Annotated in this window: 25 protein-coding genes and 1 pseudogene; 15 read left to right on the top strand and 11 right to left on the bottom strand. The window is 68.2% G+C overall.

Annotation, left to right across the window (positions count from 1 at the left end; genetic code table 11):
• Position 1: 1 nt before the first annotated feature.
• From fliD to fliE, 4 genes are all read right to left on the bottom strand, one after another.
• A complete protein-coding gene (gene fliD, locus AC1DYK_RS25700; protein ID WP_478168860.1) occupies positions 2-1,453 on the bottom strand; it encodes a flagellar filament capping protein FliD in 1,452 nt (483 codons plus the stop codon).
• 43 nt (positions 1,454-1,496) lie between these two features.
• A complete protein-coding gene (locus AC1DYK_RS25695; RefSeq protein ID WP_478168859.1) occupies positions 1,497-1,844 on the bottom strand; it encodes a flagellar protein FlaG in 348 nt (115 codons plus the stop codon).
• Between the two features lie 150 nt (positions 1,845-1,994).
• Entirely contained in the window at positions 1,995-3,644 is a 1,650-nt protein-coding gene (locus AC1DYK_RS25690) for a FliC/FljB family flagellin (RefSeq protein WP_478168858.1), read from the bottom strand.
• Between the two features lie 299 nt (positions 3,645-3,943).
• Positions 3,944-4,261, bottom strand: a complete 318-nt coding sequence (fliE, locus tag AC1DYK_RS25685) for a flagellar hook-basal body complex protein FliE (RefSeq protein ID WP_478168857.1) — start codon at positions 4,259-4,261, stop codon at positions 3,944-3,946.
• A 91-nt stretch (positions 4,262-4,352) separates the two neighbouring features.
• On the opposite strand from fliE, the gene AC1DYK_RS25680 reads away from it, so the two are divergent.
• From AC1DYK_RS25680 to AC1DYK_RS25610, 15 genes are all read left to right on the top strand, one after another.
• Positions 4,353-4,553, top strand: coding sequence for a hypothetical protein (locus AC1DYK_RS25680; RefSeq protein ID WP_478168856.1), 201 nt, complete (start codon positions 4,353-4,355; stop codon positions 4,551-4,553).
• A complete protein-coding gene (gene fliF, locus AC1DYK_RS25675; RefSeq protein WP_478168855.1) occupies positions 4,550-6,307 on the top strand; it encodes a flagellar basal-body MS-ring/collar protein FliF in 1,758 nt (585 codons plus the stop codon). Before AC1DYK_RS25680 ends, fliF begins: the two co-directional genes overlap by 4 nt.
• A complete protein-coding gene (gene fliG / locus AC1DYK_RS25670; RefSeq protein WP_478091246.1) occupies positions 6,297-7,295 on the top strand; it encodes a flagellar motor switch protein FliG in 999 nt (332 codons plus the stop codon). The genes fliF and fliG overlap by 11 nt, the downstream gene beginning before the upstream one ends.
• Positions 7,282-8,079, top strand: coding sequence for a flagellar assembly protein FliH (gene fliH / locus AC1DYK_RS25665; protein WP_478168854.1), 798 nt, complete (start codon positions 7,282-7,284; stop codon positions 8,077-8,079). Before fliG ends, fliH begins: the two co-directional genes overlap by 14 nt.
• Before the next feature lie 4 nt (positions 8,080-8,083).
• On the top strand, positions 8,084-9,514 hold the full coding sequence (gene fliI, locus AC1DYK_RS25660) for a flagellar protein export ATPase FliI (protein ID WP_478168853.1): 1,431 nt from the start codon (positions 8,084-8,086) through the stop codon (positions 9,512-9,514).
• 17 nt (positions 9,515-9,531) lie between these two features.
• On the top strand, positions 9,532-9,987 hold the full coding sequence (fliJ, locus tag AC1DYK_RS25655) for a flagellar export protein FliJ (RefSeq protein WP_478168852.1): 456 nt from the start codon (positions 9,532-9,534) through the stop codon (positions 9,985-9,987).
• 20 nt (positions 9,988-10,007) lie between these two features.
• Complete coding sequence (locus AC1DYK_RS25650) at positions 10,008-11,357, top strand: flagellar hook-length control protein FliK (RefSeq protein ID WP_478168851.1); 1,350 nt, start codon at positions 10,008-10,010, stop codon at positions 11,355-11,357.
• Positions 11,358-11,460: 103 nt separating this feature from the next.
• Entirely contained in the window at positions 11,461-11,940 is a 480-nt protein-coding gene (locus tag AC1DYK_RS25645) for a flagellar basal body-associated FliL family protein (RefSeq protein WP_478168850.1), read from the top strand.
• 21 nt (positions 11,941-11,961) lie between these two features.
• A complete protein-coding gene (gene fliM, locus AC1DYK_RS25640; protein ID WP_478089506.1) occupies positions 11,962-12,963 on the top strand; it encodes a flagellar motor switch protein FliM in 1,002 nt (333 codons plus the stop codon).
• Positions 12,956-13,390 carry a flagellar motor switch protein FliN gene (gene fliN, locus AC1DYK_RS25635; RefSeq protein ID WP_478168849.1) on the top strand — a complete coding sequence of 145 codons (435 nt, stop codon included), beginning with the start codon at positions 12,956-12,958 and terminating at the stop codon, positions 13,388-13,390. Before fliM ends, fliN begins: the two co-directional genes overlap by 8 nt.
• Before the next feature lie 115 nt (positions 13,391-13,505).
• A complete protein-coding gene (fliO, locus tag AC1DYK_RS25630; protein ID WP_478168848.1) occupies positions 13,506-13,913 on the top strand; it encodes a flagellar biosynthetic protein FliO in 408 nt (135 codons plus the stop codon).
• 59 nt (positions 13,914-13,972) lie between these two features.
• The gene (fliP, locus tag AC1DYK_RS25625; RefSeq protein ID WP_478168950.1) at positions 13,973-14,665 is read left to right on the top strand and encodes a flagellar type III secretion system pore protein FliP; all 693 of its coding nucleotides are present in this window, start codon (positions 13,973-13,975) and stop codon (positions 14,663-14,665) included.
• A 145-nt stretch (positions 14,666-14,810) separates the two neighbouring features.
• Positions 14,811-15,080, top strand: coding sequence for a flagellar biosynthesis protein FliQ (gene fliQ, locus AC1DYK_RS25620; RefSeq protein WP_478168847.1), 270 nt, complete (start codon positions 14,811-14,813; stop codon positions 15,078-15,080).
• Positions 15,081-15,168: 88 nt separating this feature from the next.
• Positions 15,169-15,966 (top strand): flagellar biosynthetic protein FliR, encoded by a 798-nt coding sequence (gene fliR, locus AC1DYK_RS25615; RefSeq protein WP_478168846.1) that lies wholly within the window; start codon positions 15,169-15,171, stop codon positions 15,964-15,966.
• Positions 15,967-16,049: 83 nt separating this feature from the next.
• Entirely contained in the window at positions 16,050-16,778 is a 729-nt protein-coding gene (locus AC1DYK_RS25610; RefSeq protein WP_478168845.1) for an MgtC/SapB family protein, read from the top strand.
• Between the two features lie 45 nt (positions 16,779-16,823).
• Here AC1DYK_RS25610 and AC1DYK_RS25605 read toward each other — a convergent pair whose 3' ends face one another.
• From AC1DYK_RS25605 to AC1DYK_RS25575, 7 genes and pseudogenes are all read right to left on the bottom strand, one after another.
• Positions 16,824-17,771, bottom strand: coding sequence for a DUF5996 family protein (locus AC1DYK_RS25605; protein WP_478168844.1), 948 nt, complete (start codon positions 17,769-17,771; stop codon positions 16,824-16,826).
• 222 nt (positions 17,772-17,993) lie between these two features.
• Positions 17,994-18,254, bottom strand: a complete 261-nt coding sequence (locus AC1DYK_RS25600; protein WP_478168843.1) for a hypothetical protein — start codon at positions 18,252-18,254, stop codon at positions 17,994-17,996.
• An 87-nt stretch (positions 18,255-18,341) separates the two neighbouring features.
• On the bottom strand, positions 18,342-19,010 hold the full coding sequence (locus AC1DYK_RS25595) for a hypothetical protein (RefSeq protein ID WP_478168842.1): 669 nt from the start codon (positions 19,008-19,010) through the stop codon (positions 18,342-18,344).
• Between the two features lie 112 nt (positions 19,011-19,122).
• Positions 19,123-20,334, bottom strand: a complete 1,212-nt coding sequence (gene flgL / locus AC1DYK_RS25590) for a flagellar hook-associated protein FlgL (RefSeq protein ID WP_478168841.1) — start codon at positions 20,332-20,334, stop codon at positions 19,123-19,125.
• Between the two features lie 34 nt (positions 20,335-20,368).
• Positions 20,369-22,333: a flagellar hook-associated protein FlgK gene (gene flgK, locus AC1DYK_RS25585; RefSeq protein WP_478168840.1), complete on the bottom strand. Its 1,965-nt coding sequence runs from the start codon at positions 22,331-22,333 to the stop codon at positions 20,369-20,371.
• An 82-nt stretch (positions 22,334-22,415) separates the two neighbouring features.
• The gene (locus AC1DYK_RS25580) at positions 22,416-24,023 is read right to left on the bottom strand and encodes a methyl-accepting chemotaxis protein (protein WP_478168839.1); all 1,608 of its coding nucleotides are present in this window, start codon (positions 24,021-24,023) and stop codon (positions 22,416-22,418) included.
• A 39-nt stretch (positions 24,024-24,062) separates the two neighbouring features.
• Positions 24,063-24,455, bottom strand: a pseudogene (locus AC1DYK_RS25575) (methyl-accepting chemotaxis protein); the annotation flags it as partial.

The following is a 24,455-nucleotide window of genomic DNA, read 5'->3' as shown; positions in this document are numbered from 1 at the left end:
ATCAATTGCCGTTGCTGGCGTTCATCGCATCGAACTGCTTCGTGAGGTAGCTCATGGTGCTGTTCATGCTGTTGATCAGGACGTCGAGCTGGCTGAACTGCTTGCGGTAGCGATCCACCGTGGCATCCACCCGTACCTGCATCGCGTCGTACTGCTCGTCGAGTTGCTTGATCGTCGAGGTCACGCCGTCGGTGGCGACTTTCAGGGAGCCGCCGGTGCGATTGAGGTCCTCCACCAGCGCGTCGAGCTGCTTGCCGTAGCCCGCCGTGCTGCCGGTGGCGCTGGCGAAGAGCTTCGAAACGCCTTCCAGGTTGGCGTCGAGCGCCTTGTCGAGCTTGGTCGAGTCCACCGCCAGCGTGCCGTCCTTCTGGAAGCCGACGCCGATCTCGGTCAGCACCTTCATCTCGTTCGGGCCGCCGATCTGCGGCGTCGTGAGCGCCTGCCGGATGCGGCTCTGGAGCATGCGCAAGGTCGAGTCGCCGACCAGCGGCGCACCGGTCTTGGTGTCGGCGTCATAGGCGGTCAGGGTGGTCGCCGTGCTCTGCAGGCTGTTGTAGGCCTTGACGAAGTCGTTGATCGCGGTCTTCACCGAGGTCGTGTTGGGCTTCATGGAGAGACTGGTCGTGCCGGCCGACACCAGCGTGAGCGTGGTGCCCTGGATCGCTTCCTTGACCGTGTTGCTGGCGCTCGTGATGGCGATGCCGTTGACGGTGAGTTCGGCGTTCTGCGCCGCCACCGACTGCTGCAGGTTCTGCGTGCCGGACGGGTCGTTGTTCAGCAGGTTCTGCAGCGCCGCGTCGCCATCGACCGAGATCCGCATGCTCGAGGCCGCGCCGGTCTGCGTGGAGACCAGCACCAGGCGATTGGGCGTGCCGCTGCCGTCGTTGACGATGCTGGCCGTGACGCCGGCATCGGCCGCGTTGATCGCATCGCGGATGCCGCCCAGCGTGTTGTTGGTGGCATCGATGGTGATCGGTTTCGCGATGCGCGAGGCGTCCGGAGTGAAACCGGCGCCGCTGTACTTGCCGGTCGCGGCGTCCAGCGTGCCGCCGGTGATGGTGCCGAAGTCGATCGTGATCTTGCCGTTGCCGATCGCGGTGGTGGTGCTGGCCTGGCCCGCCGTGATGGCCGACTGCGCCTGCGCCAGCTTCGAGACGGTGATGCTGTAGCTGCCCGCCGAACTGGCGTCGGTGGACGAGGCGGAGAGGATGCCGCTCACGGTGGGCGTGCCCGTGACGGCCTGGAACAGCGCCGGATCGGACAGCTTCTTGGCGGCGCCCTGCAGCACGCCGAGGGCGCTTTGCAGCGAGCCATAGGCCGACAGCTTGCTGGTGTAGCTCTTGGCCTTGGCCTCCAGCGCCACCAGCGGCTGGCTCTCCGCCGTCTGGAGCTGCTTGAGCAGGGTGCTCAGGTCGAGGTTGGAGCCGACGCCCAGGCTGCTGATCGTTGCCATCTTGTTGTTTCCTTGATTGCGTTTGAAGAGTGGGCCGGGTGCTTCAGGCCTGCTGGCTCACCAGGATCCCGGGCGCCTTGCCCATGACCTTCGCGATGCGAATCACTTCCTCGCTCGGAATCTGGCGGATCACCTCGCCGTTGCTCAGGTCGACCACCTTGACGATGAGCTTGTCGGTGTCCTTGTCGACTTCGAACTGCAGGCTGATCGAGCGGCTGGCGAGCGAGGCGTTGACTTCCCGCACCGCGCTCTCGATCTGCGTCGGGGTCGCTTCCTCGACCGGCTCCGACGCCGCATCCAGGGCCGCCGCCAACGTGCCCGCGGCGCGGCCGACGAGCAACTGCGTCCATGGGCTTTCCTTCGCGGGAATGACTGGCACCGGGTTCGACATGATTTCCACCTTGGTTGCGGGATTCGCTGTGCTGTGAGGCCTCGCCCGAAGGCATGGCCGCACAGCACAGCGCAGGCCCTCGGGCCTGACGCCGCCAGGGCCTTCCCTTGCGGGAGGGACCTGGCATTCCTTTCGTTATCTACGGGTTGATCAACGCAGGAGGGACAGCACGCCTTGCGTGGTCTGGTTGGCCTGCGACAGCACCGAGGTACCGGCTTGCTGCAGGATCTGGGCGCGCGTCATGTTCGACACTTCCACCGCGTAGTCCGCGTCTTCGATGCGCGAGCGCGACGACGACAGGTTGGTGATGGTGGTGCCGAGGTTGGCGATCGTCGAGTCGAAACGGTTCTGCACCGCACCCAGCGAGGAGCGCAGCTTGTCGACCTGCGACAGGGCGGAGTCCAGGGCCTTGAGCGGGTCGACGGTTGCCGTGGCGTTGCTGACAGCGTTGGTCGTCAGGCTGCCGGCCTTGGCCGAATCGGCGTAGACCGTGTTCGCGTTGGCATCGGTCACGATGCCATTGCTGTGCATCGTGATGGTCTGCACAGCGTTGGTGACGAGCGCGTTGCTGATGTCGACGAATTGCGCTGCAGCCGCCTGGGTGACAGCACCGCCGGCAGCGACGTCGTAGACGACGGTCGCAGCGCCACCATCGATGTCGATCGCGGACACAACACCCGAGTTGACCTTCGCCGCGACAGCGGCGGCAGAGATCGGCTCGCCAGCGACGCTGACCGTGTTGGCGGCGGCGGTTGCGGTGTAGACGGCGCCCGTTGCGCCGATCTTGATCGTGTCGCCGGCGGACATGCCGGTGGCCGTCGTGGTCAGCGAGGAGACGGTCGCAGCGGCGACAGCGCCGGCGCCGGTCTTCGTCAGATTCTTGCTGGCGTCCAGGTACAGCGCGGAGCCGTCGGCGGCGTCGGTCAGTGCACCGTTGCTGTCGATCTTGACGTCCATCGACTTGTTGTTCAGCGTCACCGTCGCGGTGATGGACTGGCCGGCGGGCGGCGTCAGAGAGCTGGTCAGCGCGGCGCCGGTGCGAGCGGTGTCGACGGTGGAGTAGCTCTTGGTCGCGGCGCTGTAGGTGTAGGTCGCGGTGCCGATGGCGACCGTGCCCTTGTCCTGCATCTTGCCGAGAACGTCGTTGGCCGTGGCAGCCTGGTTGGGCGCCTTCGTGTAGACCGTGTTTCCGTTCGTGGTTGCGCCCTGGGCCCAGCCCGCGACCAGCAGGTCGGTGGCGCTGGCGGTGGCGTTGGCGGCACCCTTGCCGTTCACGTTGAAGCCGTCGAGGCCGAGCGTCTTGGCGCTGATTTCCTTCAGGTCGATGTCGATCGTTTCGCCGTCGTTGGCACCGACTTGCACGGTCAGCTTGCCGGCATCGGCCGACAGGACCTTCACGCCGTTGAACTGGGTCTGTTCCGAGACGCGGTTGATTTCGTCCAGACGCAGCTTGATTTCACCCTGGATCGAATCCAGGTCGCTCTGCGAGTTCGTACCGGTGGCGGCTTGCACCGACAGTTCGCGAACGCGCTGCAGGTTGTTGTTGACTTCGGTCAGCGCGCCTTCGGTCGTCTGAGCGATCGAGATGCCGTCGTTGGCGTTGCGCGAAGCTTGCGTCAGGCCCTTGATGTTGGCGGTGAAGCGGTTGGCGATGGCCTGGCCGGCGGCGTCGTCCTTGGCGCTGTTGATGCGCATACCGGAAGACAGGCGCTCGATCGCGGTGTTCAGCGACGATTGCGACTTGTTGAGGTTGTTCTGCGTGAGCAGCGAGAGACTGTTGGTGTTGATGACTTGCGCCATGCTCGACTCCTGGTTGACAAAGGTTGTGGACTTCCGGCCTCTGGCCGTAACGCTGAACCTGCTCTCGCCGTGAGACTCAGGCCACCGTTGGATCAGTTATCGGCACACCCCTTCAAACCTTTAGGGCAACCGCGAAAAAACCCCCGCCGCTTCCTTCTTGGATTTCCACACGACCGGCCGGCGCAGCCAGGCCCCTTCGTGGAACACCGCGGAACCGGCTTTGCCGGGCCGCCGGTGTTGCCCCCGGTAGGGGGTGGGCGGGCTACACGAAGTGAGCCCAACCTGGGGGCGAGCCACACTCAAGCCGGCAGGTTCATCACCTCTTGATATGCAGTCACCAGCCGGTTGCGCACCTGCAGCCCGGTCTGGAACGCCACGTTGGCCTTCTGCAGGTCGACCATGACGTCGTTCAGCGCGATGCCGGGCTTGCCGAGTTCGAAGGCCTCGGCCTGGCCGTAAGCCCGGGTCTGGGCGCCGTTGATGTTGTCCAGCGAGCGCTTGAGTTCGGCCGCGAAACCGCCGGTCTCGGCGGGCGCGGCGGCGGCGGGCGTGAAGCCCGCCTGCAGCGAGGTGACCCGCATCTGCTGCAGGACGGATTCGATGGCGGCGATCGACATGAGGAACTCTTTCGTTTGTTGGAACTTTGGTGTTGCTAAAGAAGCGCCCAGGCGCTCCGTCGTCCTTTCAGCGTAGCAAGGGAAGACCCCGATGGAAGCCGCCAACAGACGGCAAAAGCCCCCGCTGTTCGGACCATCGAAATTGTTACGACTGCTCACAATCAATCGCGAAACGACAAGCCCGCTGACGACTTCTACGGCCTCCGGCATGACCTCTGAACAACAAACTTCCTACCTCCGCATGACGACGCACCTTCCCGGCGCACCGGCCATGGCGAGGATCCGCGCATGAGTTCGACGGCAACCGCAGGCGCGGCGCCCGCAGCGTCCTCGCTCCCCCCGATGCTCGAACGCCTGCGCGCCCAGCCGAAGCTGCCGATGATCGTCGGCGCTGCCGCGCTGGTGACCGCCGTGGCGGCGTTCACTCTCTGGAACCGCGGCCCCGACTACAAGGTGCTCTACACCAACGTGTCGGACCGCGACGGCGGCGCGATCATCGCGTCGCTGCAGCAGATGAACGTGCCCTACAAGTTCGCCGAGGGCGGTGGCGCGATCCTGATCGCCGGCGACAAGGTGCCCGAGGTGCGGCTCAAGCTCGCGGCCCAGGGCCTGCCCAAGGCCGGCGGCGTCGGCTTCGAACTGATGGACAACCAGAAGTTCGGCACCAGCCAGTTCGCCGAGCAGGTCAACTACCAGCGCGCGCTCGAAGGCGAGCTGGCGCGCTCGATCGAATCGGTCGGCACGGTGGAGTCGGCACGGGTCCACCTGGCGCTGCCGAAGCCTTCGCTCTTCGTGCGCGAGCAGAAGAAGCCCTCGGCCTCGGTGGTGCTGACGCTGCAGCGCGGCCGCAGCATCGACGAGGGCCAGGTCAGCGCCATCGTCCACATGATCTCCAGCAGCGTGCCGGAGCTCGACCCCAAGAGCGTCACGGTGGTCGACCAGCGCGGCAACCTGCTGTCGGCGGCCAACAGCGGCGCTCGCGGGCTGGACGTGAGCCAGCTCAAGTACGTGCAGGAGATCGAGCAGGGCTACATCCGCCGCATCGAAGCCATCCTGCAACCCATCGTCGGCGCCAGCAACGTGCGCGCGCAGGTGGCGGCCGACGTCGACTTCTCGGTCATGGAGCACACCGACGAGACGTACCGCCCCAACCAGGAGCCCGGCAAGGCCGCGATGCGCAGCCAGCAGTCGAGCGAATCGCTGCAGCAGGGCGGCCTTCCGCCCGGCGGTGTTCCCGGCGCCCTGTCGAACCAGCCGCCGGGCACCCCGAGCGCGCCGATCGCGACCGCGCCCAGGCCCGGGACCCCCGGTGCCCCCGGAACCCCTGGTGCTCCGACTGCGCCTGGCGCGGCGAACGGTGCCGCCGCGCCGGTTGCGACCGCGGCGGTGGCCACCGGCTCCGGCAGCTCGCGCAAGGACGTCACGACCAACTACGAGCTCGACCGCTCGATCCGCCACGTGCAGCAAAGTGCCGGCGGCATCAAGCGGCTGTCGGTGGCGGTGGTCGTCAACTACAAGGATGCGCCCGACGGCGCCGGCAAGACCAGCCCGCGCGCGCTCACCCCGGTCGAGATCGAGCAGATCCGGAACCTGACCCGCGAAGCCATGGGCTTCAGCCAGGACCGCGGGGACTCGCTCAACGTGGTCAACAGCGCCTTCGCGGACGACCACCGCGAGCCGGCCATGGCGGACGTCCCGTTCTGGCGCGACCGCGAGAACCTCGATCTCGGCAAGTCCGTCGGGCAGTACCTGCTGCTGGCCCTGCTCGCCCTGTTCACCTGGTTCGCGGTGCTGCGGCCCCTGCTGCGCAAGCACCTGGCGCCGCCGCCCGCGCCGGCCCCGACCGTGGCGAGCGTCCCGGACGACGCCGTCGCCGAGGAGCCGGAGTTGTCGCAGGAGCCGATGGTCTCCGCCGAAGAAAGCCTGCGCCAGCGCGAGGCCGCCCGCCAGAAGGCAGATATGGAATACGCCCATCAACTCGCCGACCAGGATCCCAAGCTGGTCGCCACGCTGATCCAGCACTGGATGAACGCCCATGATCAGTGAAACCGGAACCCGCAAGAGCGCCATCCTGCTGATGGCCCTCGGTGAAGACCGCGCCGCCGCGGCGCTGGCCCACCTCGCCACCTCCGAGGTGCAGACCCTCGGCCTCGCGATGGCGAAGCTCGCCGCAGTCTCCAAGGACGAGCTGAACTCGGTGCTGTCCGAGTTCCGCCAGGAGACCGAGCAGCTCTCGGCGCTGCACCTGGGCTCGAGCAGCTACATCCGCGCGGTGCTCAAGAAGGCGCTGGGCGACGACCGCGCCAGCAACCTGCTGGAGGACATCCTTCAGGCCGACGAGCCGCACAGCGGCATCGAGCGCCTGAACCAGCTCGAGGCCAGCGAGGTGGCCGAGCTGATCCGCGACGAGCATCCGCAGATCCTGGCGACCGTGCTGATCCACCTGGACCGCATGAAGGCCTCGGAGGTGCTCGAGAAGCTGCCGGCCCGCCTGCGCCACGACGTCATCATGCGCGTGGCCACCTTCGGCGGCGTGCAACCCTCGGCCCTCATGGAGCTGACCGACGTGCTGACCGAGATGCTGTCGGGCCAGGGCCTGAAGCGCAGCCGCCTGGGCGGCGTGCGCACCGCGGCCGAGATCGTCAACCTGATGGCGAGCGCGCAGGAAGAGGAAGCCATTGCCCATGTGCGCGAGCACGACGAGGCGCTGGCGCAGCGGATCATCGACGAGATGTTCGTGTTCGAGAACCTGCTGAGCCTGGAAGACCGCAGCATCCAGCGCCTGCTCAAGGACATCGAGTCCGACTCGCTGATCATCGCGCTCAAGGGCGCGCCGCAGGAGCTGCGCGACAAGTTCCTGAGCAACATGTCGACGCGTGCCGCCGAGACGCTGCGCGAGGACATGGAGCTGCGCGGACCGGTGCGCGTGTCGCAGGTCGAGGCCGAGCAGAAGTCCATCCTGCAGGTCGCCCGCCGCCTGGCCGAAGCCGGCGAGATCGTGATTGCCGCGCCGGGTACCGATGACTACGTCTGACCGCCCCTCCCCCTTCGGCTCGCGGGCCCGGCTGGCCGCGGCCTACCCGCTCGGCGCCGGCGGCGCCGCGTCGACCCGACCGGCCCGGCCGCTGCTGTCGGCCTGGCAGCGCTGGGAGATGGACACGCTCGTCGAGCCCGCGGCGCCGGCTGCAGTGCCAGGTGCGCGCAAGGGCATCCCCGCCCCGGAGGCGCCGCCCTCGATGGCGCTGCTGCATGCCGCCGAGCTGGCGGCACTGCGCCGCGAAGCGCGCAGCGCCGGCGAGGCCGAGGGCCGCCGCGAAGGCCGCGCCCTGGGGCGGTCCGAAGGCCATGCCGAGGGCCGCACCGAAGGGCTGGCCGCCGGCCTGGCCGCCGCCAGCGCGCATGCCGAACAGCTGCGCGCCCTCGCCGCCAGCCTGCCGGCGGCGCTGCGCCGCGCCGAAACCGAGCTGGCCGACGCGGTGCTGACGCTGGCGCTCGACGTCGCGCGCCAGGTGGTGCATCGCACGCTGCGCGCCGAGCCCGAGTGGGTGCTGCCGCTGGTGCAGGACCTGCTGCACACCGACCCCGCGCTGCAGGGCGAGCCGCGCCTGCTGCTGCATCCGGAGGACGTGGCGCTGGTGAAGAACAGCCTGGGCAACGAGCTGCAGGCCGCGGGCTGGCAAGTGCGCGCCGACGAGACCCTGAGCCGCGGCAGCTGCCGCGTGCAGTCGGCCAGCGGCGAACTGGATGCGAGCCTCGAAACGCGCTGGAAGAGCGTCACCGCCGTGCTCCAGCGCGACATCGACGCGCAAGAGACCTGAACCGATGCCCGCCCTCCTGCAAGGCGACGCGCCCGCGCCCGCCAACCCCCACCTGCAGTCCTGGCTGGCCACGCTGGCCCAGGCCCGCAGCGACGTCAGCCGCTGCGCGATGACCACCCAGTCGGGCCGCCTGACGCGCGCGGTCGGCCTGGTGCTGGAGGCGGTCGGCCTGCAGCTGCCGGTCGGCAGCGACTGCCTGATCGAACTGCCCGCCGGCCATCCGCAGCGCCATGCCGAGGCCGAAGTGGTCGGCTTCGCGGGCGACCGGCTGTTCCTGATGCCGCAAAGCGAAGTGGCCGGCCTGGTGCCCGGCGCGCGCGTCTTCCCGCGCCCCGGCACCACCGGCTCCGCGCTCACGGGCGACGCCCACACCAAGCGGCTGCCGGTCGGCATCGGCATGCTCGGCCGCGTGGTCGACGCCGCCGGCCGCCCGCTCGACGGCCTCGGCCCGCTCGACATCAGCCGCAAGGTGCCGCTGTCCTCGCCGCCGGTGAACCCGCTGTCGCGGGCGCCGATCGACTCGGTGCTCGACGTCGGCGTGCGCGCCATCAACGCCATGCTCACGGTCGGCCGCGGCCAGCGCATGGGCCTGTTCGCAGGCTCCGGCGTCGGCAAGAGCGTGCTGCTCGGCATGATGGCGCGCTACACCAGCGCCGAGGTGATCGTGGTCGGCCTGATCGGCGAGCGCGGCCGCGAAGTCAAGGATTTCATCGAGAACACGCTCGGCGAGGAAGGCCTGGCGCGCGCCGTGGTGGTCGCCGCGCCGGCCGACAACTCGCCGCTGCTGCGGCTGCAGGGCGCGGCCTATGCCACCTGCCTGGCGGAGCATTTCCGCGACCTCGGCAAGGACGTGCTCCTGATCATGGACTCGCTGACCCGCTACGCGATGGCCCAGCGCGAGATCGCGCTGGCCGTGGGCGAGCCGCCGGCCACCAAGGGCTACCCGCCCTCGGTGTTCGCCAAGCTGCCGGCCCTGGTGGAGCGGGCCGGCAACGGCGCCCGCGATGCCCAGGGGCGCGGCGGCTCGATCACCGCTTTCTATACGGTGCTGTCCGAGGGCGACGACCAGCAGGACCCGATCGCCGACTCGGCCCGCGCCATCCTCGACGGCCACGTGGTGCTGTCGCGCACGCTGGCCGAGGCCGGCCACTACCCGGCGATCGACATCGAGGCCTCCATCAGCCGTGCGATGACCGCGCTGATCCCGGCCTCGCAGTTCGACACCGTGCGCCGCTTCAAGCAGATGCTGTCGCGCTACCAGCGCAACCGCGACCTGATCAGCGTCGGCGCCTATGCGCCCGGCCACGACCTGCAGCTGGACCAGGCGATCGCGATGTACCCGCGCATCGAGGCCTTCCTGCAGCAGTCGATGGAGGAGCCCACCGACTACGCGGCGTCGATCGCGCGCATGGGCCAGCTGTTCGAACCCGCCTGAGCAAGCAAGGAACCCCCATGACCCAGAGACTTCCGCTCGACACCTTGATCGACCTGGCGCGCACGCAGACCGACGATGCCGCGCGCCGCCTCGGCGCGCTGCAGACCGCGCAGCTCAGTGCCAACCAGAAGCTCGACCTGCTGCTGCAGTACCGCCAGGACTACTACGACCAGTTGCACGCGCTGATGAACAAGGGCCTGCCGACCGCGCAGTGGCGCAACTACCAGGCCTTCCTGGGCACGCTCGACGGCGCCATCGAACAGCAGCGCGCGATCGTCGCCCAGGCGGCCAGCCGGCTCGACCACGGCCGCGTCGACTGGCAGCACCACAAGCGCCGCCTCAACTCCTTCGACACCCTGGCCGAGCGCGTGCGCCGCCAGGAGATGCTGGCGGAGGCCAAGCGCGAGCAGCGCGACAGCGACGAACGCTCGGCCCGCAAGTTCTTCGACCGCGCCGCCCATCCGACTCTTTGAAGTCCTTCCTGGATCCGCCCATGCCCACACTCATTCCTTCCGTCCATCCTTCCGGCCAGCCCGTCTCGCAGGCCGGCACGCGCGGCCGCGGCGCCGATCAGCCCGAGGGCCGCAGCTTCGGCGCGCAGCTGGACCGCTCGCGCGCCGCCAGCGCAGCGAAGACCTCCGCGTCCTCCGAGGCCGCGCCGGACACCGTGGCCGCGCGGCGGCCGCTGCGCGACGGCGAACGCAAGAGCGAACTCAGCGCCGCCGACGTGCTGGCCCTGCTGGCACCGCTCGCGGCCCCGATCGCGGCGCCGGTCGTCGCCACCGCGGCCGATGCCCGCCGGGGCGCGGRCGCCGCGGCGTCCACCGCGAAGGGCGCGGCCGTGCTGCCGGACGTGGTCGCAGCGGACGCTTCCGCATCCGCGATCGCGCTGCCGGCGGCCGACGCAGCGGCCTCGCAGGCCGCCGGCGCCGAGGAGACCACCCAGGCCGTGGCACAGGATGCACCGGCAGCGGACGATGCCCCGGACACGCCGCACGCGGCCAAGCCGGCCAGCGCGATCGATCCAGGCAGGACCGCACTCGCGCGGCCGACCGCCGAGACGGCGGCAGCCGCCGAGCCGCAGGCCGCCACAGCACCAGCGTCCCCGTCGGGCATGCCGCCGATGGCGGGCGCAACGGCCGCAGCACCGTCCGCGGGCGAAGCCGGGGCGGCCTCCGCGGCTGCCCTCACCGACACACCCAGGACCGCCGCAATCCAGGCCGCCGCCGGTGCCGCGAGCTCGATCGCCGCCGGCAGCGCGCCCAAGAGCGCCGAGCCGCTCGACACCGACACCGCATCGACTCCGCAAGCGCCGCAGGTCCTCGCCTCGGCGATGCCGGCGGCGGCCGACCGTGCCGCCGCGACCCGCAACACCACGCCGGTGCTATCGGTCGCGCCGCCCGTGGGCAGCGACGAATGGGGCCCGGCGATCGGCCAGCAGATGATCCGCATGAGCGCCAGCGGCCACCAGACGGCCGAGCTGAACCTCAACCCGGCCGGACTCGGCCCGCTCAAGGTGACGCTGTCGATGGGCGACAACCAGGCGCAGGCGATGTTCGTCTCGGCCCACGAAGGCGTGCGCCGCGCGGTCGAGGCGGCCCTGCCGCAGCTGCGCACCACGCTCGCCGAGCAGGGCATCAGCCTGGGCCACACCTCGGTCGGCGCGGAGACCCGCCAGCCCTCGCAGCAGGGCTTCGCCGAGCAGAACCCCGGACGCTCCTCCGGCCAGTCCGACCATCCGGGCGCCGGCCGCGGCTCCGACAGCGCCGCGGCGCCGCAACGCGCCGCCGCTCGCCCCGATGCCGTGCGCGCAGCGAGCGCCGGCCTGGACACCTTCGCCTGAAGCGCGTCAATGAACGGATCTGAGGCGCTTTTCCACGCCTGATCGACCGTTCGCCAAGCCTTCAGTTCGCAAAGAATAGACCGAACAAGACATCGAGCTTCACATGGCCACCAACACTCCCGTCACCGCCGCCCCTGCCGCGCCCCGCTCCTCGAAGCTGCTGATCGGCCTCCTGGTCGGGGTCGGCCTGCTGGCCGCCGGCGCGGCCGCCTATATCTTCGTCGGCCCCAGGTTCACGCAGGCCGAAGCCGCCAAGCCGGTGCCCGAGAAGCCGATCTTCGTCACGCTGGAGCCCCTGACGGTCAACCTCCAGGGCGAAGGCCGCGGCAAGTTCCTGCACGTCGGCATGGCGCTGAGGGTGCGCAGCGAGCCGTCGAAGGCGCAGATCGTCGAATTCATGCCCGAGCTGCGCAGCCGGGCCCTCATGCTGCTGTCGAACCGGAGCGCCGACTCCCTCGTTTCGCCCGAGGACAAAGCCAAGCTGGCCGAGGAAATCCGCGTCGAGCTCAACCGCCCGCTCAACAGCCAGTTGCCCGAGCAGGGCATCACCAGCGTCGCCTTCAACACCTTCGTGGTGCAGTGACCCCCACCAGGCAAGCCACCCATGGCCTATGAACAGGTCCTCTCGCAGGACGAGGTCGATGCACTGCTGCAAGGCGTCACCGGCGGCAGCGTCGACCAGACCAAATCTCCGCCTCCGCCGCCCGACGGCCTGCCGGCCTACGACCTCGGCGCGCCCGACCGCGTGGTCCGCAGCCGCATGCACACGCTGGAGGTCATCAACGACCGCTTCGCGCGCGGCCTGCGCAGCGCGCTGCTGAACTTCATGCGCCGCAGCCCCGACATCTCGGTCGGGCCGGTGCAGATCCAGCAGTACGCCGAGTTCGTGCGGCACCTGCCGGTGCCCGCGAACATCAACATGATGCACATGAAGCCGCTGCGGGGAACCGCGCTCTTCGTGTTCGATCCGAAGCTGGTCTTCCTGGTGGTCGACAACCTGTTCGGCAGCGACGGCCGCTACCACGTGCGGGTCGAGGGCCGCGACTTCACGCGCACCGAGCAGCGCATCATCAAGCGCCTGCTCGACCTGTCGCTGCAATGCTACGGCGAGGCCTGGCAGCCGGTGTTTCCGCTGGCCTTCGACTATGTGCGCGCCGAGATGCACGGCAAGCTGGCCAACATCGTGGCGCCCAACGAGGTGGTGATCAACACCACGCTGCAGATCGAGTTCGGCCCCATCGGCGGCTTCCTGCACGTGTGCATCCCCTACTCGATGATCGAGCCGATCCGCGACCTGCTGTCCAACCCGATCCAGGACGAGGTCGAGGTCGACAAGCGCTGGATCAAGCAGATGTCCAGGCAGATGCAGGCGGCCGACGTCGAGCTCACCGCGGACTTCGTGAAGATGTCCTCGACCATTGGCGAGATCCTCAAGCTCCAGGTCGGCGACGTGCTGCCGATCGAACTGCCGACCACGGTCGTCGCCAAGGTCGATGGCGTGCCGGTGATGGAGTGCGGCTTCGGCACCTCGAACGAGCGCTACGCCCTGCGCGTGCAAAACATGATCACCCACCAAGACAGCGATGTGAAGAACGACCATGACTGACAACACCTCCTTCGCCAGCGACACGGACGACTGGGCCAGCGCGCTGGCCGAGCAGACCGCCGCCACCCCTGCAGCGCCTGCCGCCCAGTCGGTGCCGGCCCCTGCCGCCGCCCAGGTCTTCCCGCAGATCCAGGAGCCGACCTCGGCCGCCGGCGTCTCGGCCGTGGACATCGCGCGCGTGATGGACGTGCCGGTGCAGCTCACCGCCGAGATCGGCCGCACCCGCATCACGATCAAGAGCCTGCTGCAACTCTCGCAAGGCTCGGTGGTCGAACTCGACGGCCTGGCCGGCGAGCCGCTCGACGTGCTGATCAACGGATACCTGATCGCCCAGGGCGAAGTGGTGGTGGTCAACGACAAGTACGGCATCCGCCTGACCGACATCATCACGCCGTCGGAGCGGATGCAGAAGCTGGCCCGTTCATGAGCCGCACGGCCGTTCCGAAGGCGAGTACCGCAGCGCTGCTGCGCGGAGGTTTTCCAATTTTCCGCACGGCCGCTCCGAAGGCGAATACCGCAGCGCGAAGCGCGGAGGCCTTCCAATGACGCTGCCCACGGTGCCCTCCCATGCGGTCGAGATGGCGCCGGCGGTCGGCGCCTCGGGCCTGCTGCAGGCCGGCCTCGGCATGCTGATGGTGCTGGGCCTGATCTTCGCGTGCGCCTGGCTGGCGCGCCGCTTCGGCCTGCAGCGCTTCGGCGGCGGCGGCCAGGTGGTGAAGGTGGTCTCCAGCGCCAGCGTCGGCCAGCGCGAGCGCGTGGTGGTGGTCGAGGTCTCGGGCACCTGGCTGGTGCTGGGCGTGACCTCCAGCCAGATCAACACGCTGCACAGCCTGCCGGCGCAGTCGCTGCCGCAAGCCAGCGCCGCCGAGCCGGCGACCTTCAAGCCGATCGACCTGTTCGCGCAGAAGCTGCGCGAATCGCTCACCGGCAAGGCGCGGGCGGCCTCGTGAGCCACGCTCTTCGCCGCGGCCTTCGGGCCGGCCTCGTGCTGCTCGCGGCCACGCTGCCGATGGCGGCCTGGACCCAGGGCCTGCCCGGCCTGGTCAGCACGCCCGGCCCCGGCGGCAGCCAGACCTGGTCGCTCAGCGTGCAGACGCTGGTGCTGCTGACCTCGCTGTCCTTCCTGCCGGCGTTGCTGCTGTGCATGACCAGCTTCACCCGCATCCTGATCGTGCTGGGCCTGCTGCGCACTGCCATCGGCACGCAGTCGTCGCCGCCGAACCAGATCCTGGTCGGCCTGTCGCTGTTCCTGACCTTCTTCGTCATGTCGCCGGTCTTCGACAAGGTCTACACCGAGGCCTACAAGCCCTTCTCGGAAAACAAGATCAGTACCGAGAAGGCGCTCGAGCGCGGCATCGAGCCCTTCAAGACCTTCATGCTGCGCCAGACCCGCGAGAACGACCTGGCCCTGTTCGCCAAGCTCGCCAAGGTGCCCGAGATGCAGGGGCCCGAGGACGTGCCGCTGCGCATCCTGCTGCCCTCCTTCGTGATCAGCGAGCTGAAGACCGCCTTCCAGATCGGCTTCACCATCTTCATTCCCTTCCTGATCATCGACCTGGTGGTCGCGAGCGTGCTGATGTCGATGGGCATGATGATGGTGCCGCCCGCCGGCATCGCCCTGCCCTTCAAGCTGATGCTGTTCGTGCTGGCCGATGGCTGGCAGCTGCTCATCGGAGCGCTCGCGCAGAGTTTCTACACATGAGCTCGCCCCCAGGTTGGGCTCACTTCGTGTAGCCCGCCCACCCCCTACCGGGGGCAACACCAGCGGCCCGGCAAAGCCGGTTCCGCGGTGTTTCACGAACACCCCGGAAGCGGGAACGACCATGGATCGGAAGGAAGGAAACAGGATGACTCCAGAAACCATCATGTCGATGGGCAACCAGGCGATCCAGGTGTCGCTGGTGCTCGCCGCGCCGCTGCTGCTGGTGGCGCTGATCGTCGGCCTGATCATCAGCATCTTCCAGGCCGCGACCCAGATCAACGAGCAGACGCTGTCGTTCATCCCGAAGCTGCTGGCGGTGTTCGCGACGGTGGTGATCGCCGGCCCCTGGATGCTCAACCAGATGCTGGACTACATCCGCACGCTGTTCATGAGCATTCCGCAGCTCGTGGGGTGAATGTGGCCCCCACGCTCCCCCACTTCGTGTGGGTCGCTGCCCCCCGAGGGGGCCGCAGGCCGCCTTGGGGCGGCCCGGCGCCGGCCTGATGCCGCCGGTCTTCGAGGTCACGTCGGCGCAGCTGACCGCATGGATGACGGCCTTCCTGTGGCCTTTCGTCCGGATGCTGGCGCTGGTCGGGACCGCCCCCATCTTCAGTGAATCGTGGGTGCCGCGCCCGGTCAAGGTCGCGATCGCGGCACTGCTCGCGCTGGTCATCGCACCGACGCTGGGGGCGGCCATGCCCTCGGTGCCGGTGGTCTCGGCCGGCGGGGTCTGGATCATCATCCAGCAGGTGCTGGTCGGCGCGGCCATGGGCTTCACGATGCGCATGGTGTTCATCGCGGTGCTGGCCGCGGGCGAGTACATCGGTCTGCAGATGGGCCTGTCGTTCGCGTCCTTCTTCGACCCGATGAACGGCGGCGCCACGATGGTGGTGGCGCGCTTTCTCAACATGCTGGCGATGCTGATCTTCGTCGCGGTCGACGGCCACCTGCTGATGATCGCCGCGCTGGCCCAGAGCTTCGAGGCCCTGCCGATCGCCGACGCGCCGCTGGCCGCGCAGGGCTGGATGTTCCTCGTCTCGGGCGCCAGCCAGATCTTCGCCAGCGGCATGATGCTCTCGCTGCCGCTGGTGGCCGCGCTCCTGATCCTCAACCTCGCGATGGGCATCCTGAACCGCGCCTCGCCGCAGTTCAGCATCTTCGCGGTGGGCTTCCCGCTGACGCTGCTCGCGGGGATCGGGATGCTGCAGCTGCTCATGCCGCACCTGGGCGCGTTCCTGGAACCGCGCTTTGCGGCCGGGCTCGATGCCATGGTGCGCTTCGCGGCGGCATTGCGGCGCTGAACCGATCGACCGCCTCGAACAGGTACAGTCCCAGGCCTTCCGTCCCTTTGCCGCTTCGGCTCGCCCCGACGGCCCGATGCTCCATGCAAGCCATCCAGTACTTCAACCCGACGGCCCTGATCGACTCCGTGGTCAGTCTGGTCTTCGCCTTCGTGCTGGGCGCGATGATCGGCTTCGAACGGCAGGTGCGCCAGCGCACTGCGGGCTTGCGCACCAACACCCTGGTGGCGGTCGGTGCCGCCATCTTCGTGCTGCTGGGCGATCGCCTGTTCCAGATTCATGGCGGCAACCAGGGCCCGATCCACGTGGTCGCCTACGTGGTGTCCGGCATCGGCTTCCTCGGTGCGGGCGCGATCATGAAGGAGGGCGCGAACGTCACGGGTCTCAACACCGCCGCCACGCTCTGGGGATCGGGTGCGGTGGGCGCCTGTGCCGGCGCCGGCCTGATCGGCGAGGCCATCATTGCGGCGATGTTCGTGCTGGCCAGCAACACGCTGCTGCGCCCGGTGGTCAACCGGATCAATCGCCAGCCCGTCAACGAAGCAGCCAGCGAGGCGATGTACACCGTCTACGTGATCTGCAGCAGCCAGAGCCAGGCCGACGTGCGCGAGAAGGCGATCGAGCTGCTGGAAGCCGCCGACTACCCGGTGCGCGAGGTCGACCAGCATCCCTTCGGCCAGACGGAGATCGAGATCGATGCCCGGCTCTATGCCACTGCCGTGGAGGCGGAGGCGCTGGACAAGGTCACGGCGGCCCTCGAGGCCCATCCGGGCGTCTCCCAGGCCTTCTGGAATTCGAGCGGCGAGGAATAGCGCCGGCGGCGCGAGCGACGGCGCAACCGGGCAATTCCCGCACCTTCACCCGTCGTCCCGTCGCTCCAGCACCGCGCGATCCCATTCGGCGAGTCCTGCCGCGGCACCATAGGTGCTCTGCAGGAACGCCAGGAGGTCGAGATCCGGCGTCGCCGCCGTACGCACCGCGTCGTACGGCAGGATGAACTCGCGTGCCGGTGGGTGGTAGAAGGCAGCGGACGGCCGCACCCGTTGCTCTCCGTATCCCGGCGGCTCCGGGTAGGCGTAGGCGTAGAACGCAGGCTCCTCGAAGGCGCCGCCGCCTGGCCAGAAGCCGGCGCTGCTGCATTCGTGCGAGTAGGCCTCGACCATCACGCGTTGGGGGCAGTTCGGAGCGCCCCCGGGGTGGCGCGGTGCCGCCCGACCCGAAAAGCGCGTGCAAGCAAGGTCGAAGCTTCCCCAGAAGAAGTGCACCGGACTCTGCTTGCCTGCAAAGCCGCTGCGAAAGATCTTGAACACGCGGTCGACCTGCAGCAAGGCACGCCACCAGCGGTGGACGGCCGCCGCGTCGTACGAGGCGTGCGTCACGTCCTGTGCGAAGGGAACGGCGGTTTCCACTTCCACAGGCTTCGGCATGAGCGTCGGCGTCACGCCCAGCGACTTCAACGCGTCGGTGTACTTCGCGTAGAAGCTTGCCACCGACATCGGCGCAAGTGCCAGTCGGCACGCTTCGCCCTCACTGGTGCGCAGCACAAGAACATGGTCGATGAAGTCGAACTCCACCACCACGAGCTTCGAAAGCCAAGGCATCGGCGACGTGGTGAGTCCTCGTTCACTGATGTACAGCGTCACCTGCCACCAGTGGTTCTCCATGGGCGCGAGCGCGAGCCGCGTCTTGCCCACGATCTGCGTCCACATGTGAAGCGTGGCATACGTCTCGCGCCACTGTGCCAGCGACAGTTCAGGCCATTCCATGCCGGGCCGCGCGACTCGCATGGGAGTTGAATCTGACATGGCTGGCTCCTGATTCGTCCCGGCCTCGACGACACATCGGTCACACGGCTCGGCCAGATCGAATGCCCAGCGTACGGCTGAGCACACCGATGGTCAAGCGACCGGTATCGGCTGGACCGCACGGTACCCGTCCTTTGCAGTCGCAATGACGACCAGCGCCCGTTGCATCGAAGCCGTGCGGCCGCTGCGCGTGCGGCGCGCCTGACAGCGCCAGGCCGTCGCTCAGGAGTCCAGCGGCGGCCTTCTTGGCTGCATTCTCGGGACTTCTTTTTCCGCAGCGTGGCCGGCTGCCGACCCCTTCCGCCCGGCGTCATTCCGGCCCGATGTGTTCGATGAGGAAATCGAGAACGAGACGGCGGACAACCCGATCACGAACAGCGTCATCATGAGGTTTCGCTCGACGGCACGCTTTCCTTCGTTGAAAAGCCAACGCAGGCCTGCCACCAGTTTGTATCCCTCAAACAATCGCATCTCGGTATTCATGGATTTCGTTGAATTTCTTGCTTTCTCCATGACAAATCATATTTCCATTTCCTTCTCGCTCGCAAGCGTTCTGCCCTTGACTCTGCGTCAATGTTCACCTTTGGCGAGCGCTTCGCGCGGCAGCCTCGCCAACCACCCCGCCAGCGCGCAAACCCACACAAGAACTGCCCACGAACCGGTCGCCATGGCCTGCGGCGAAGGTGGAGGCGGCGCCATCGTCATGCCGACCACCGTGAAGACAAGAACGAGCAGCGACAGCATGGTGAGTGCGATCAACCTGCCGCGGGGCAGCCGGCATCCAGGGATGAACAGGCAGAGGCCGACCACCACGATGGCGGCCTCGACGGCCAAGGCTGCAGGCATGTGCTGCCAGAGGCCGACGCCCACCTTCGCCGACCCGGCGCCGGCCAGAGGCATTTCAGGCCTGTGAACCAGGGCGTCGAGGAGCCAATGCGAGAAGACCGCCGCGGCGACCAGTGCCCCGACGCGCACCTTCGAAGGTCCGAGGCGCCCGTACGAGACGAACGCCGCCGCTCCCGCCAAGGCGGACCAGCCCGCGGCGGCGAGCAATCCATGCGAGCAGGGAAACACGAATTCCGCCTGGTGCGTGCTGGCGAAGTCCGCGGGCAGCGTGACGGACTCCCAGCCAAGCAGAACGAAGAGCCACAAGACCAGGTCGAGAAGCAGCCCGGCGGCGATGAACACGCCCACGTTCACCCGTCGCTCGGCGCGCCCCAAGGCCAGGCCGACGCCCATGTGACCAGCGAACATCGGGGGCTCCTTTCCGAGAACGATCAGACCCGCATTGTTGGCCGATCCCGCGCCTGCCTGGCTTTTCAATCGAAGAGAAGGCCGCGCGGCAACGCTCTCACAGGTAGTTGAAGAGCGAGATCGAAGCCAGCTTCGCGAAGGTCATCTGGGTCGCCTGCAGCGAGGTCTGGCGCTGGTAGAACTCCGAGATCGCGCTGGCCGGATCGAGGTCCTGGACCGCCGAGAGGTAGCTCTTGTCCATCAGGTCGCGCGCCGCGCCGCCGACGTCGAGGGCGTCGATCTCGTTCATGCGCGAACCCACCGACGACAGGACGGTCAGCACGTTGTCGTGCGCGTTCGTGACCTTGACGTTGGCGGTGCTCAGCGCGTTCTGCAGCTTGGCCTGCGCCGCAGCGCCGCCGCCGGTGAGCGGGGTGCGCAGTGCCGTCACCAGCGCGCCGATGGTCGCGAAGATGTCGGTGCCCGCATTCTTGGCGGTGCTGACGCTGAAGCTGTCGCCGTCGGCCGGCGTGCCGCTGAGGCTGATCTGCAGGCCGCCGAAAGCGATCGGCGAACCCGCCGTGAAGGACCCGGTGGCGGCGACCACGGCGGGCACGTCATTGGTCAGCACGGTGTAGTTGCCGCCCATGAAGCTGATCTGGAAATCCTTGCCGTAGTCCGGCGCGCTCGCATCGACCACGCCGACCGGACTGAAGACCCCGGTGCCGCTGTTTCCCGCCGCGCCCGAGGTGACATAGCCCGCGCCGCCCTGCACCGACTGGAACACGCTGCGGCCGTCGTCGGAGGTCGACAGCTGGCGCGCCACGTCGATCTGCATCAGGCGCTGGCCCTGGTCGCCGACATACTGCACGACACCGCCGGCCTGCGCGACGAAGGGCGGGTTGGCGCTCTTGTAGCCGGCGAACAGGAACTGGCCGTTGCCGTCGTCGGTGTTCGCGAGGCCCACCAGCTGGTCGAGGCTGCTCTGGATCGCGGTGGCCAGCGAGGCCCGGTCGTCGTCCGAGATCGTGCCGTTGCCGGCCTGCACCGTCAGGGTCTTGATGTTCTGCAGCAGCACCGTGGTGCTGTCGAGCGCGGTCTCCTCGCGCTTGAGCTGCAGCATCGCGCGCTCGCGGCTGGTGGCGTACTGCGAGGACTCGGCCAGCGTCTGGCCGATGCCGAGCGCCCGCGCGGCGCCGACCGGGTTGTCGCCGGCCGTCAGGAACTTGGTCCCGGCGGACAGCCGCTGCTGCACGTTGAAAAGGTTCTGCTGCTGCAGGCCCATCGCGAAGGTGTTCCGCTCGAAGAACGAACTGGTGCTGATGCGCATCACGGCTCCTGGAATTGGGTGGGGTTCGGTGGGATCAGCTGCGGATGCCGAGGATCGCGTCGAAGATGGTCGAGGCGGTCTGGATCACCTTGGCATTGGCCTGGTACATCTGCTGGTACATCAGCAGGTTGGCGGTTTCCTCGTCCTGGTTGACGCCCGAGATCGACTGCTGGCTGGCCTTGATCTGGGTGGTCACGCTCTCCTGCGTCTTGGCGGCGACCTTGATTTCCATCGTCTTGTTGCCGACCTCGCTGACCAGCTGCGAGTAGGCGCCGTTGAAGGTGGTGGTGCCGTTGCCCATCGTGGTCTGGCGCTGCAGCGCGCCGAGCAGCAGCGCATTGCTGCCGTCGGAGACGCCGGCGCTGTTCTTGCCGACGGTGAAGGTGTCGCCGTTGGCCGGCGCGCCGGTCATCGTCATGCTGATGCCGTCGAAGCTGATCTTGGCACCGGCCGTGTAGGGCACCGGGGTGTTGGCCGGATAGCTCGTCGACGTTCCGTTGGCCAGCGTCACGGTCACGGCGGAGGCCGCGGGGAAGCCCGACAGCATGCCGGTCGCCGCGTCGTAGCTCAGCGTCACGTTGGCCGCCAGCGGCGTGCCGGGGTAGCTGGCGTCGACGCTCGCGGCGCCGAGCTTCCCGCTGCCCTGGTTGCCGGCGCTGTTGCCGGTGATCACGGGCGAGGCCGCAGCCACCTTGGCCGGGTCCAGCACCAGCACGTCCAGGTCGCGCGCGCCGTTGCGGGTGGGCTGCACCAGGAAGGTGTCGCCGTCCTGCGCCGTGCCGCTCGCCTGCGACAGGCTCACGCCGTCGAAGGTGATCGGAAAGGTGGTGAAGGTGCCCATGGCCTGCTTGTCCGACAGCCGGGTCACCGAGTAGTTCAGCGTGCCGGCCACATCCTTGACTTGAATCGAGTAGTCGCTGGTGCTGAGCTGGTTGGTGTTCGTCACGCTGCCGGCGAGCACCAGGTTGCCGGTGTTCTTCGCGTTCGAGAAGATGCCGGGCGCGGCGGTCGTGAAGAAGTCCGTCCCGAGCGCGCCGTTGAGATCCACGCCCAGCTTGTGCTGGTCGTTGAAGGCGCCCGACACCGCCATCGCGAGCCGGCCGATCGCATTCTGCGCGGGGATGAGCGTCTGGGCCCGGAACGACATCAGGCCGCCCAGCGAACCGCCCGTGATGACGTTGTCGCCGAGTTCGGACACCGTGCCCGACAAGCCCACCAGGGCCACCGTGGTGCGGGTCGGATCGGCGGCCGACGGCACCGCCTTCACGGTCGCGGCCTGGTCCCCCGTCACCAGCGACTGGCCGTTGCCCATGAAGACGTTGTACTTGCCGTTGTCCTGCTCCAGCACCTTGACGTCGACGATCTGGCTCAACTCGCTCACCAGCTGGTCGCGCTGATCCAGCAGGTCGTTCGGGGGCTGGCCGCCGGCGACCGCGCTCATCATGCTGATCTGCTTGTTGAGACTCGCGATCTTGCCGGAATAGGTGTTGATCTGGGCCACGCTGCCCGTGACCTGTTCGTTCACCGACGCATTGAGGTCGCTCAGGTAGCGATCGGTGGCGCGGAACTTGTTGGACAGCGACTGCGCCGAGCTGATCAGCTGCTGGCGCGCCGCCGGGTCGGCCGGCGTGTTGGCGACCCCTTGCACCGCCGTGAAGAAGCTCTGCATCAACGGGCTCAGGCCCGCGGTCTTGTCGGCCAGCAGGGAGTCGATGCGGCTGATTTCGGTGCCGTAGGCGTTCAGCGCCGCCGAGGAGGACTGGGCCGATGCGAGTTGCGCGGTGAGATAGCGGTCGTAGCTGCGGTTGATCGTGGTGACGCCGGCCCCGGTGCCGATGTATCCCGAGCCGGTGCCGATCGCGGCGTTGGTGGCGACCTGGGCGACCTGCCGGCTGTAGCCCGCGGTGTACACGTTGGCGGTGTTGTGGGCCGTGGTCATCAGCGCGGTCCGGGCGACGCTGAGGCCGCTCAGACCCGTAAAGAACAAGCTTCCTGACATGGAGAGTTACCTGGTTGTCTATGGAGTGGGTGTGACTCGCGGCATCGTCGCTGCGATGCCTTCGAGGTCTATATCGGCAGCGTCAGGCCAAAGTTGAAGGCCGCGCGTCGTCCTGGCCACGGAGCCTGAAGATGCCGACAGCGTCCGAGAGGCCCCCCGCCTGCTCCTGCAAGGATTGCGCCGCCGCCGAGGCTTGCTCGACCAGCGCCGCGTTCTGCTGCGTCACCTGGTCCATCTGCGTGACCGCCTGGTTGATCTGCTCGATCCCCGAGGTCTGCTCCTGGCTCGCCGCCGTGATCTCGCCCATGATGTCGGTCACGCGCTTCACGCTGCCGACGATCTCTTCCATGGTCTTGCCCGCCTCGGCCACCAGCGCGCTGCCCGCGCCGACCTTGCCCACCGAGTCGTCGATCAGGCCCTTGATCTCCTTGGCCGCGCCGGCGGAGCGCTGCGCGAGGCTGCGCACCTCGGCCGCCACCACCGCGAAGCCCCGACCCTGCTCGCCGGCGCGCGCGGCTTCCACCGCCGCGTTCAGCGCCAGGATGTTGGTCTGGAAGGCGATGCCGTCGATGACCCCGATGATGTCGACGATCTTCCTGGAAGAGGCATTGATGGACGCCATGGTGTCCACCACCTGGCTCACCACTTCGCCGCCCTTGACCGCCACTTCGGAGGCCGAGGCCGCCAGCTGGTTGGCCTGGCGCGCGTTGTCGGCGTTCTGCTTCACCGTGCTGGTGAGCTCTTCCATCGAGGCCGCGGTCTGTTCCAGCGAACTGGCCTGCTCCTCGGTGCGCGACGACAGGTCCTGGTTGCCCGCCGCGATCTCGCCTGAAGCGGTGGCGATCGTGTCGCTCGAGGCCTTGATCTTTCCGACCACTCCGGTCAGTTCGATCTGCATCTGCCGGATCGAATGCAGCAAGCTGCCGGCGCGCGCGGAGCCGGTGTCGACCTCCACCGCCAGGTCGCCACTGGCGAAGCGGCCGACGACCTCCGCCGCATAGGCGGGCTCGCCGCCGAGTTGGCGCCCCAGCGAACGCGCGACCATCAGCCCCATGCCCACGCTGGCCAGGAGCCCGACCGCGGCGATCACCAGCATCATCCAGCGCGAACTGCGATAGGTGTCGGCGGCTTGCTCCGCGCTGGCCTTGGCGAGCGCGTTGCTGTGCGCCACCATGGCCTCGAGCACTTCCTCGAGCGCGCGGGAGTCCTTCAGCAGCTGCGTGCTGTCGTCGCCCACCCGGCCGTCGAACTGCGAGCTGTCGAGCGATTGCTTGCCCACCAGCGCGACGAAATCCGCCATGCGCTGCTTCAGCGGCGCGATCTGGGTTTCGTACTGCCGATAGAGCTTCGCGCCGGCCTCGCTCTCGGCGAACAACGGCTTGGCCACCGCGGCCCGCGCCTCGAGGTCTTCGATCGATTTGCGGATCGCGACGGCCCCCGTATTGCGCTCGCCGCGCGTGGACGCCGACAGCAGCGTCATCTGGGACCGGCTGGCGTAGAGCAGCGCAATGTTGGCATCCTGCAAGGCCTGCAGGGTGTTCAGCTCATGGTGGTAGAGCCTGTCGGTCGACGCGCTGATGCGCGCCATGTGAATGATGCCAAGCGCACTGACCACGGTGCCGAGGACCGCGACCACAAGAAAACTCAAGACCAGCTTGACAGTCACACGTAGCTGTTGAAACCACTGCATTCCTTCTCCTTCGATGGCGGCCCTTGGCGGGCCTGGCTTTTAGAACTCGGTCCAGTCTCCCGACGCTGCGAGCTTCGGCTCGGATCGGACCGACTCCGCTGTGCGCTTCGGCGCCGATGACGGGGCGGCCGCACCGGCCGGCTTGCGGGGCTGCACCTTGGCCTTCGATTTCGCCTGCGCGATCACGCGCGCGGCCTCGCCGTCGCTGGGCATCTTGAACACGCTCACCGCCTGCACCAGGCTCGAGGCCTGCTCCTGCAGCGAGCCGGCCGCCGCTGCGGCTTCCTCCACCAGCGCCGCGTTCTGCTGCGTCACCTGGTCCATCTGCGTGATCGCCTGGTTGATCTGCTCGATCCCCGAGGTCTGCTCCTGGCTCGCCGCCGTGATCTCGCCCATGATGTCCGTCACGCGCTTGACGCTGTCCACGATCTC

The organism is Variovorax sp. P2_H12 (assembly GCF_056403395.1).
The sequence above is the reverse complement of the archived record's forward strand: the minus strand, read 5'-3'. Positions and strand labels throughout refer to the sequence as shown.